The organism is Pseudanabaena sp. CCNP1317, assembly GCF_034931345.1.
Taxonomy (GTDB): Bacteria; Cyanobacteriota; Cyanobacteriia; order Pseudanabaenales; family Pseudanabaenaceae; genus Pseudanabaena; species Pseudanabaena galeata.
In genome coordinates this window covers 1-3,404 of record NZ_JAYGIF010000132.1, presented here as the reverse complement: position 1 = coordinate 3,404, position 3,404 = coordinate 1, and the positions used below count along the sequence as shown (strand labels likewise).

Here is a 3,404-nt window from a genome sequence, read left to right as displayed (position 1 = left end):
AGCATAATTTTGAGTTTAAGAGCTTTAGTTTTAACTTCTACTCGTTGGGAGCAATTCTGGGACAATCTCAATCAGTATGGGTTTCCTGCTGCTGTCTAATAATTGTATTGTATTGAGGTCGCACCCCCCAGAGAAAGGAGAACATCATGCCGATGGAGTAATTCGATACCTATCGCCCGAACAGATCGTCAGTCTCTACCAAGTCGTAGAACGCGACGGTCGCATGAAAGCATTGGTCTGCTTGCTGCATCGCACAGGAGCGAGGATCGCGGAAATCCTGAGCTTGCAATTAGCAGAAATCAACCTCAAAGAACGTAAATTTCAAGTGATCGGCAAAGGCAATAAAACCCGATGGTGTTTCTACAGCGAAGATGCGGCAACCGGATTAGAAAAATATCTAAAATACTATCGACACAAGGAATCACCAGCCTTATTCACCACCCAACAGCCTGTGACGGAGAAAGTTACCCCCTTGAGTTATCAGACAGCCCATCGTGACTGGACAAAATTAACTAAGAATGACCCAAAACTCCAAGGTATCAGAATGCACGACCTCCGTCACACCTTTGCCACCGAGAGAGTTGGCTTAATGGGTATCGAAGAATTACGCGCCTTAATGGGACATACAAATATCAACACCACCTTACGCTATCAAAAAGTTACTTCTGAACGAGCAGAGATAACTGCTCACAAAGCTTTAAATCAACTGCTCCAAAACTCAGAAAACAGCCAAACTTAAATATTGATTAAATCCCATTCATAGATTGTTTAAAAGGGTGTTTATTCAAAATTGATAGAGTATTGGTTATACTCTGTCTACGCAAACTGAGTGTTCCTACAGCCAGCACTAGCTTACTTGTCCTCTAAACGTCTCTATGACTGCTATTGAACGCACGGCTTATCCTCGATTCAAATCTCAAGCAACCGTGAAAGAACTTGCTGAACTATATACTCCGTCAGCATCTGAGATAAATCTAGCGAAGGGTCATGTCAAAAGTAAGCGGGGGTTACTGCGATTTTTAGTCATGCTCAAGTCATTTCAACGATTGGGATATTTCCCACTGTCATCCGATGTACCGCCCACAGTGATCAGTCATATTCGGGCTTGCTTAAACCTCAGTGCTAATATCTGTGCTATCCCGCCCGAACGTTCTCGTTACTACTATGCTGAGGCGATTCGGGCTTATTTGAGAGTTAGTCCTTTCGACCGCAAGGCGCAAACGGCGATCGCTACTGTCATTGCTACATCGGCGGAGATCATGGAATATCCTGCTGATTTAATCAATGTTGCGGTTGAAGAGTTGGTGAAAGCGCGTTATGAATTACCTGCTTTTAGTACGATTGATCGTTTGGTCGGTCATATCCGTGCTGTTGTGAATAACCGCTTGTTTCAGCGTATTGCTAAGGCGATGAGTCCAAATCAACAAGCCTTTGTGGATGAATTGGTCTCTAATTCAACGCCAGAATCGGAATTAACTTTCAGCTTATTGAGAGCAGCACCGAAAAGTGATCGCCTCTCTCATATTCAGGCTTTACAAACTAAGTTTGACCAAATACTTACTTTTGGTGATGCAAGGCAGTTGCTGCTGAAAATTGCCCCTGCCAAGGTCAAATCTTTTGCAGCACAAGCAAAAGCCTTGGCAATGACAGATCTCCGAGAGATGAATCTAGCGAAACGTCGCGCTCTGTTGGTATGCCTGCTCTATCGTGTGCAAGTTAAAACCCGTGACCATTTAGTAGAGATGTTTCTCAAGCGCGTGCAGAAAATGCATCAATGTGCCAAAGATAAATTGGTGGAGTTACGAGAACAGAATTTGACCAAAACTGAATCGATGTTGGCAGTGCTAACCGAGATTTTACAGACATCAACTGGGGAGACTGATACGGCGAGTTTGGGTGGACGGGTGCAATCTGTTTTGGAAACCCATGGGGGAGCTGCCGCTTTATTAGCACAGTGCGAGGAGATTACGGCTTACAATACCGATAATTATTTGCCTTTAATATGGCGGTTTTATAGTCGCTATCGTTCGGTTTTGTTTCCCTTGGTGCGTGGGTTAGAAATCCAGTCTGCTAGCCAAGATCTTTCCTTGACGGCAGCTTTGACTCTGGTTTTGGCTCATGAAAACCGTCGCTCTAAATGGTTGTCTGCGGAAGATCTCGATTTAAGCTTTATGAGCGATCGCTGGCGACGATTAGTGGTGGTTGAATCTGATGGTATTTCACAGTTAGTCCGTCAGCAATTCGAGGTCTGTGTCTTTACCTATTTGGCAGCCGAGTTGAAAAGTGGTGATGCTTGTGTGGTGGGTTCGGAAAACTATGCTGACTTCCGCGAACAGTTATTGTCTTGGGATGAGTGTCAGCCAAAATTGGCTGATTACTGCCAACAAACAGGTATGGCGCTTACGGCGGCTAAATTTGTTGAACAGCTTCAATCTTGTTTGACTCAAACTGCGATTGCTGTAGACCAAATCTGTAAGGATGGTACACAAGTGACGATTAGTGCTGATGCTGTACCTGTACTCAAAAGGATTACGGCGGAGCCGCCTCCATCGGGTGCGATAGAGTTGGAGTCGGCAATTTTACAACGGCTCCCTGAACGTAGTGTTTTGGATATTCTCTGTAATGTGGAACATTGGCTCAATTGGGTGCGCCACTTTGGTCATGTTTCTGGTTCTGAGTCAAAGATTGAGAATCCGTCTGAACGTTATATCTTAACGGTGTTTGGCTATGGTTGTAATCTTGGTCCTAATCAAACTGCTCGTCATACTCGCGGACAGGTCAGTTCAAGGATGCTGGCTTATGTGAATCGTCAACATATTTCGATTCCTCAACTTGAGGCGGCGATGCGAGATTTGATTAATGCTTATAATCGCTTGGAGTTACCGAAGTGTTGGGGAACTGGCAAACGGGCGGCGGCTGATGGTAGTAAGTTTCAGCTTTATGAGAATAATTTAATGTCTGAGTATCACATTCGTTATGGTGGCTATGGGGGGATTGCTTACCATCATGTATCTGATACTTATATTGCTCTGTTTACCCATTTCATCAATTGTGGTGTTTGGGAAGCAGTTTATATTCTTGATGGTTTACTCAAGAATACTTCCGATATCCAACCTGATACTTTGCACGCTGATACCCAAGGACAGTCTACTACTGTGTTTGGCTTGTCTTATCTGTTGGGAATTAAACTCATGCCTCGGATTCGTAACTGGCAGGACTGTAAGTTCTTTCGTCCCAGTCTGGACTCTGTTTATGAGTATATTGACCCATTGTTTAAAGATGTGGTTGATTGGTCGTTAATTCGTACTCACTGGCAGGATTTGATGCGGGTTGTTTTATCAATTCAATCAGGTAAGTTGTTGCCTTCGACGCTGTTACGAAAGCTTGGTAGTTACAGTCGCAAA

Annotated in this window: 2 protein-coding genes; both read left to right on the top strand. The window is 44.1% G+C overall.

Annotation, left to right across the window (positions count from 1 at the left end):
* Positions 1–112 precede the first annotated feature (112 nt).
* A complete protein-coding gene (locus VB775_RS22420; RefSeq protein ID WP_323216953.1) occupies positions 113–739 on the top strand; it encodes a tyrosine-type recombinase/integrase in 627 nt (208 codons plus the stop codon).
* A 136-nt stretch (positions 740–875) separates the two neighbouring features.
* On the top strand, positions 876–3,404 hold a 2,529-nt coding region (locus tag VB775_RS22415), incomplete at its 3' end, for a Tn3 family transposase (protein ID WP_323216952.1).